A 7,643-nucleotide genomic window follows, 5' to 3' on the forward strand; every position below is an offset into this window, starting at 1 on the left:
TTTACGCTCCTTCACTCTCGCTGTCAGCGGGTTTCTGTTCCAGGGCATCGACATCGTCGGCCCCGCCTTCGTCATCCGGAATGTCAACCTCGATCGAATCGATCTGCAGTTCCTTGCCCGCAAGCAGCTTGGTTGCGAAGCTGCCGCACTCGGGGCAGAGCATGTGCAATCGATCGTGCTCGTATTCGACGCCGCACTCGAGGCAGAGGCTCTTGGGCTGAATCATGGTGATCTCGAATTCAGCGCCTTCGCAGATGGTGTTTTCGGAGAGCGCCTCGAACGCAAAGCGGAGCGCGTCCTCGATCGCCTCGGTCATAACTCCGACCGAAAGGCTGATCTTGAGAACCTTATCGGCCCCCGCATCCTTGGCAGCGGTCTCGACCGATTCCATGACGCCGGTCATGATGCCTAATTCGTGCACGTGATGAACCTTTCGCTCTCGCAGCGATCCGCCCGCGGCGGCATCTCTGCGGTGTTTCGTACCTGAAAGTGTAATCGGTGTTGCGCCCTATGCCGAGCGCAACACCGATCAACGTAGTCAAACCTATCGCGAGCGCACGAGGTTAGTCTTTGTCTTTCTTGCGCTCCTTCTTCATGGCAGCGTATTCCTCTTGCCATTCCGCCTCTTCGGCTTGGGCGGCCTCGTACGCCGCCGTCTGCTCCTTGATGCGCTTACCGAGCACAAGACGAGAGATCAACAAACTCGCTTCGTACAGCGCGACGAGGGCGGCGAACATGAGCAGCATCGTAACGGGCGAGGCGTCGGGCGTCACCATGGCCGAGATGACCATGAGGGCGATGTAGACGGTACGCCAGCTGTTACGGAGCTTCTTGTACGGCACCACGTCGAAGATAACGAGGTAGAACACGATGAGCGGCAGCTCGAATGCAAAGCCGAAGCCGAGCTCGAACTTGATGATGATATCGAGATACGAACTGGCTCGCGCCATGATCTCCCAGCCTACCGCCTGCTCGGTGAGCCACTCGAATGCGGGGTTGAGAATGATGAGGTAGCAGAACACCGTGCCGAAGATGAACAGGGCGACGGCCGCAGCGAACGTAGGGACGAACCACTTGCGCTCGTTGGGCTTGAGCGCTGGAAGGAAGAACGCGAGTATCTGCCACAAGATTACCGGCATGCAAGCCACGAGCGAAGTCCAGAATGCCAGTTTGAAACGCTGCGCAAACGGCTCGAACGGATCGATGACTATAAGATCGGTGGGAAGATAATCGCGGATGGGCGCGATCAGGAATTCGGAAATCGTCGGTGTTGCCAGGTAGAAAACGCACACTGCCACAGCCAAGCAAACGAGGATGCGCACAAGACGCATGCGCAGTTCGCTCAGATGGTCGAAAAGGGGCATACGCGCCGGACCGATAGGCATAGCTTATTCCCCCTTTTCCTCAGTCGTCGGTTTGCTGCTTGCAGCGGGCTTGGCTGCGGAGGATTTCGCCGCTGGCCTGGCCGCCGTCTTCGAAGCTGCGGGTTTGGCCGCCGTTTTCGATGCGGCCGATTTCGCAGCCGTGGTTTTCGACGTTGCCGGCTTTGCTGCGGCAGTCGCCTTGGAGGCAGTCGCCTTCGCAGCGGTCGTCCTCGATGCCGCCGGTTTAGCGGCAGAAGCGGTCTTGGTAGCGGCGGTCGAAGTCTTAGCCGCCGATGCGGTCTTGGCGGCAGTCGTCTTCGACGCGGCCGGCTTTGCGGTCGCAGCCGTTTTCGAAGCGGTGGTTTTCGCGGCGGTGGTCGACGTTGCGGCAGACGAGTTCTTCGCCGCCGCCGTGGACTTGGCAGCCGTTGGCTTTGCCGCCGCAGCCCTTGCTGCGGGCTTCTTCGCAACGGATTCGGTCCCATCGGCCTTTGCATCGGCCTTGGCCGCCGTCGAGGTTGCGGTCTTCTTGGCAGCTGCGGGCTTGTTGCCGTACAACTCGTCGGCGGACGGCTTGGGCTTCTCGTCGGCCTTTGCACCGTCGGTTGCCTTCTTGGCCGCTACTGCGGCACCGGCCGCGGCCGCCGTCGTGCCTGCGGCCGCCTTCTTCTCTTCGGCAGCCTTCTTCGCCGCACGCTCTCTGTCGTACTTCGCCTTGCGCTCCGAGAAGCTCTCGGTCTTCTCCTCGTCCTTCTTGCCGACCTCGCTGATCTTCGACAGAGCGTCGAGCGGGTTCTTGAAGGGCTCGTCGGAGGTAGGATCGTACACCTCGGTCTTGATGACCTTGTTCATCTCCTCTTGAGCGCTTCTGAATTTGCCGATTGCTTTTCCAATCGTTTTCGCAATCGCGGGAAGCTTATCGGGTCCGAACACGAGGAACCCGAACAGCAGCACGAGGAAAAACTCGATTCCACTGATACCAAACAAGGTAACCCCTATACATTCTCATGGCACAAGCTCGTCTTGCTACGCTCGCACCTCATCGATCTTTAACCGAATCATAGTAGCACAAACCCTCGGTTCGATACCCTCGGAAACGCGCATGAGCATTATTCCACAGACGGGTAACCCGCTGCGAGTACGCCGAAGATCCTACGAACCGCCGCCCATCACCATAAGCGCCATGGTGGGAAGCGAAAGAGCCAGCACCAAGATCACGGCGACGATCACGATGAAGGTCTTTTTGAGCTTCTCGGATTTCTCGCGCTTTTCTTTGGCTCGCGCCTCGCGTTCTTGGGCGGCCTTGATGCGCTCGCTTCTCTGCTGAGCGGTGAGTTTTTGTTGCTTGTTCGACATTTACATCCTCAGTTTTCCACGTATCTCGATCACGCGAGCGATGTTCTTGGCGACCTCGACGTCCACATGCCAGTGATTCTTCTCGTACAGCATCGTGCCGGCGACCATGGTCATGAGCACGTCCGCACCGCTGCAGGTGTTCACCACGGCGGAAACCGGATCGGAAGACGGGGTCTGATGCGAACCGGACAGGTCGACCGCGATAACGTCGGCTTCTTTGCCCACCTCGAGCGAACCGACCTTATCGTCGAGCATGAGGGCGCGCGCTCCGCCGATCGTAGCCATCTCGAGCATGGTCTGGGAATCGAGGAACTTGCCCACGTTGACCGCGCGCTGCACGAGCATGCCGATGCGCATTTCGGCGAGCATATCGGTCGAATCGGTAGCCGCAGGCGAATCGGTGCCGAGACCAAGGCGCAGGCCCGCACGCAGAAACTCGCTGATCGGAGCGACGCCCATGCCGAGCTGTGCATTGCAGCGCGGGCAGGCGGCGATCGCCACATTGTATTCTTTCAGCTTCTCGATATCCTCCGCATCGATGTGGACGCAGTGGATGGCGAGCACGTTGGGCGCATCGAACGCGCCCCAGTTGAGCGCATAGCGGATCGGAGTCGTGCCCGTGGGAAGCCATGGCGGAATCTCCACGTAGCCGCGCTTCTGATCCATTTCGTGCACCGAGAACGGCGACGAGCCGTACTTGATGAAGTTGTACTCCTCGCGGCTGCCCGCAAGGTGCATGGCAACCGGCATGTCGTGCTTGGTCGCAAGCTCGGCGACGCGGGCGAACATCGAGGGGTGGCAGACATAGAGGGCCGAGGGCGCGATGCCGATGGTGATACGGCTCGAATCGACCTCTTCTTTCCAATGGGCGATATCGTGTTCGGCGAGCCTCATCGCGTAGTCGACGCGGTGCTTGTCGAGCGCACCGACCTCGCGGTAGATCACGCTGCGCAGGCCGAGCTTCTGGGTGGCCGTGCAGGCGGCGCCGGTCGGCGTGATGTCGGCGACGCAGGTGATACCCGAAGACAGCGCCTCGAGACCGCCGAGAATAGCCGAATCGTACCAGTCGCCCGCCTCCATGCGGCTGCCTTTTTCATGCACCGAAGTGATCCAGGTGGCGTAGGGCACGTCGTGCACTACGCCGCGCATGACCGCATTCTCGAGATGGGTGTGCAGATCGATAAGGCCCGGCATTACCGCAGCGAGACCGAAGTCCTTGACTTCCTCGTCGGGGTAGCGCAGTTTCAGCATGTCGGCCTTGCCGAGGTCGCGGATCTTTCCGTCGCGCACGAGCACAGCACCATTGGTGATCGGCTCGGACGTTATGGGCAGAATATAATGTGCGCACAATAACATAGGCGTCTCCTGAAAATCGTGTGGCACGTATTCTAGCATTGATGGCGTCCGACCGCCCGCATGTCCACGCTAATATCGGTTATTCGGCAAACCGCTGTCGGCGAGGCAGGCGGGCGGGTCGGAAGAACCCCGTACTCGTCTTACGCAGGAGTCCCGTCGCCGAAAAGCAGCTCGCGTTCGCTTCCTTTGAGCGCGGCGCGCGCTTGGTCGCGCAGGTTGTTCATGCCGCTGAGGAATTGCCGGTACATGACAACGGTAAGGTAGCGTCCGATGGGCGTGAGCGTCAGCTCTTCGTCGTTATCGGTCTCGAACGCCTTGTTTACGCGCATGAACGCCATCTCCATGGGAAGCCCCGCTTCGACACTGCAGCCGAAATCGCGTTTGAACTGCTTCTTATCGAGCCGAAGCTTGTAGAGATCGAGCAGGAAGCGATAGCGCATGAGATCGCGCTTGCTCATATTGGTCTTTCCCATGATGGACATGCGTCCGCTCTCGATGGCGGCGTTGTAATCCTTGATGCTGAAGTTGTTGACGTAGAGGCACCCGTTCAGATGGGTGATGGAGCCGCTACCGATAGCCGGATACTCGTCGTAGTTCACCTGGTACTCCTCGATCTGCGGAGCGTCGGCGGGCTTCTCCTTCTTCTCTTCTTCGTCGCCCCGGGTAAACGTCCACAGGGTCGTACGGCGGAAAAGGGGGTCGTCGCCATCGGCCAAGACGCCGTCGAGAAGCTGGTAGTAGCGGTATTCGCGATCGTAATCCATCTTGCCGAGCGTAGCGGCCATCTTGCGCGTCGTTGCCGAAGAAACGTACAGCGGCGAGAACGTGGTCTGCCGACACCCGCTGAGAGCGATCTTCTCCAAATCCGCCATCAGCACATCTTCGGTCTGCGAAGGGAAGTTGAAGATCATGTCGACGTTCAGGGAATCGAAATACGATTCGGCCTCGGCGATGCGCTCCAATATCTCTTCCCCGCTGCCGTATTTCTCGTAGCGGTCCATCTGCTTGAGCAAATCGTTGTCGAAGCTCTGCACGCCCACGGAAAGGCGTTGAACGCGGCCCCTCAGCTTGTCGAGCCACGGCTGCGTCAAGTGGTTCGGATTCGTCTCGGACGCGACTTCCCTGATGTCGAAATTGTCACGGGCGAGGTCGAGCGTCTCGCACAGCTCGTCGATCATGACGGTGGGAGTACCCCCGCCCACGTAGATGCTCTCGAAATCGTAGCCCAGGTCTTTGAGCATCATCATCTCTTTGCGCATGTTCTCGAAATACGGACGAGCAACCTCCTCCCGAAACGGATAGCGGTTGAAGCTGCAATACGGGCATAGACGCTCGCAGAAGGGAACGTGCATGTACAGCATGTATTTCTGCTCGGGGTTGGCGGGCGGCATCATCGTTTCGTCGGTCGGGTTCAGTGCGAGATGGCTCTTGGTCATAGTATGGATCAGGCGCGAAAGAATGCGCTCGGAAAGCATGCTGTCTCCTATTCGGCTAGATTTTTCTCGAACACATGATATAGCTTCTTGGACGGTTTGTGCACATTCTTGATCTTCGTCCATAGGGAATATCGATATGGGCTGATCACGGGCGCATGATCGGCACCCGAAATGCAAATGCCTCAGATCCGCATCTCGTGCGGCGCCTCCTCCTCGAAGCCGAAGCTTCTCTGCTCGGCCTCGACGGCTTCGAACACCTCCTGCTGGGAGTGGATGCCCATCTTGCGGTAGATGTTGCGGATATGGGTTTTCACCGTCTCCTTCGACAACGTGAGCTCGCTGCAGACGTAGGCGCGGTTGCGCCCCTTCGCCAGAAGCGCGAACACCTCTTCCTCCCGTGCGGTGAGATCGTATTTGCGGCACACGAGCGTGCACCCCATCTCGAAGTTGCCGGGCGGCGACTCGGCATCGCCGGGACGGACCATGCCCCATCCCGTTTGCAGGTTCTTCCGATCGGACAGCAGCAAAGCGAGCGCGAGCAGCACGAACACCATGACGATCGAAAGGCTGTAGGCTCCCTCGCCCGATAGCGGGATGACCGCCATCGTGGCCGACCCGAGCACCGCGCCGGTGAGCTGTCCCAAGAGCAAAAAGCACGTGGTGATGGCGAACACCCAGTTCGTCGGCAGGCCGCGCTGCTTGATCAGATAGACGCACAGCGCCCACATCATGATGTCCACGAACCGATACCCCGTCATCTGCACGAGCAGCGCGCCGATAAAATCGGGCGTTACGAGCGACATGAGCAGGTAACCGAGCGCCATGACGAGAAAACCCACCTGATAGATGAGCTGGTTGAAATCCATGCGGAAGAACAACGCGCATACGAGCAGGATCACCGCCGATAGGGCGAAGCTCGAAGCTGTGAGGGCGACAACGGGCCCATCGTAGTTGCCCGTGAGCAGAATCGTCTGCACGATGCCGAGCGAAAGCCCCTGGGTGAACGAAGTGGCGAGAAAGCGACGCGGCACGTTGAGCTGCACGTCGGTTACCGGCGGATAGAGATGGTGGACCGATCGGGCTTCCGCTCCAAGCAACCGCATGCTGAGAATCGGGATGAAAAACGCGATCACCCAGAGAAACACAGTGGAAAACGAGGTGATGAACACGAGGAAAGCCGCCGCGAGCACCGTGCCCACGATGCCGTGCAGGATGGTCTTGCGCGGCCCCAAATGCCCGAGCATGCGGCCCCATTCGACATGGAAGCACGACGTACCCGCCCCCATGAGCAGACCGCCTATGCAGAAAACCACCGAGTTGACCGCAGGGTTGAGCAGCGGCGAGAACGTGAGGATGCCGCACACGAGAGTTCCGAACGACATAACCGCAGGTATCGCCCGCACGTACCACGAACCCCTCGGCACCACGCGCTTGATCCTGAACAGGGCGCCGAGGACGAGAAACGTCACGGCGTACGCCGAGAGGGGAATGATCCAGCCCGGTATCGGCACGCCCGATTCGACGAGGAACGCCGGGCTGAAAAACGTCGTCTGGAACACGAGCCACACCCACGCCCAGAACAAACCGAACCCGATCGAAAGACGGTAGCGCGCCGCGATCTCCTGGCCGAAATCGCGCAGAATCGTTTTGCGCTCACGCGATTCGGTGAGTGCTGCATCCTGCGATTCCCTCGTTCGACCCATAACCCTCGCACCCCCGGCTTCAAGCGCATCGTGTGGAAATACTACCACACCTGCCCTATCGTCGCTTTGCACACCCGATTCTGCATCTACCCCCGCGGGGGTAGATGGCGTCCCCTCGCAAGTTACCCGCAGCCGGGGGATGCATAGTACCTCGTCAGAGGCTAGGGTGATCTCACGGAAGCGATCTGGCGCCGATGCTTCATCAAGCCGGTGCAAACACGGATCAGCCAACGCATAGAAGGGCGCAAAGCGCCGCAAAACCTACTTCACGGGAGGAAGGGGCATCATGAACAAGAAGGCAACGGGAGTATCGCGCAGGCAGTTTCTCATCGGGGCAGGACTCGCCGGCATCGGCGCCGCAGGAGCGGGGCTCGTCGGCTGCGCGCCGAACAACGAGGCACCGGCCACCGGGTCGTCGAACGGAGCCG

7 protein-coding genes are annotated in these 7,643 nt (G+C 59.7%); all 7 read right to left on the reverse strand.

Features of this window, described 5'->3' with window-relative positions; translation table 11 throughout:
- Window position 1 precedes the first annotated feature (1 nt).
- The 7 genes from hypA to C1722_RS09875 all read right to left on the reverse strand — a co-directional run bounded on the left by hypA (window position 2) and on the right by C1722_RS09875 (window position 7,215).
- Window positions 2–421, reverse strand: a complete 420-nt coding sequence (gene hypA / locus C1722_RS09845; RefSeq protein ID WP_102379078.1) for a hydrogenase maturation nickel metallochaperone HypA — start codon at window positions 419–421, stop codon at window positions 2–4.
- A 142-nt stretch (window positions 422–563) separates the two neighbouring features.
- The gene (tatC, locus tag C1722_RS09850; protein WP_102379079.1) at window positions 564–1,385 is read right to left on the reverse strand and encodes a twin-arginine translocase subunit TatC; all 822 of its coding nucleotides are present in this window, start codon (window positions 1,383–1,385) and stop codon (window positions 564–566) included.
- 3 nt (window positions 1,386–1,388) lie between these two features.
- Window positions 1,389–2,351: a Sec-independent protein translocase subunit TatA/TatB gene (locus C1722_RS09855; protein ID WP_102379080.1), complete on the reverse strand. Its 963-nt coding sequence runs from the start codon at window positions 2,349–2,351 to the stop codon at window positions 1,389–1,391.
- Between the two features lie 165 nt (window positions 2,352–2,516).
- A complete protein-coding gene (locus C1722_RS09860) occupies window positions 2,517–2,720 on the reverse strand; it encodes a CASC3 protein CASC3 (protein ID WP_102379081.1) in 204 nt (67 codons plus the stop codon).
- Window positions 2,721–4,076, reverse strand: coding sequence for an amidohydrolase family protein (locus tag C1722_RS09865; protein WP_102379082.1), 1,356 nt, complete (start codon window positions 4,074–4,076; stop codon window positions 2,721–2,723).
- A gap of 140 nt (window positions 4,077–4,216) precedes the next feature.
- Window positions 4,217–5,551, reverse strand: coding sequence for a coproporphyrinogen III oxidase family protein (locus C1722_RS09870; protein ID WP_102379083.1), 1,335 nt, complete (start codon window positions 5,549–5,551; stop codon window positions 4,217–4,219).
- A gap of 143 nt (window positions 5,552–5,694) precedes the next feature.
- The gene (locus C1722_RS09875) at window positions 5,695–7,215 is read right to left on the reverse strand and encodes a LuxR family transcriptional regulator (protein ID WP_244902519.1); all 1,521 of its coding nucleotides are present in this window, start codon (window positions 7,213–7,215) and stop codon (window positions 5,695–5,697) included.
- Window positions 7,216–7,643: the final 428 nt, after the last annotated feature.

This window comes from Raoultibacter timonensis (assembly GCF_900240215.1).
Taxonomy (GTDB): domain Bacteria; phylum Actinomycetota; class Coriobacteriia; order Coriobacteriales; family Eggerthellaceae; genus Raoultibacter; species Raoultibacter timonensis.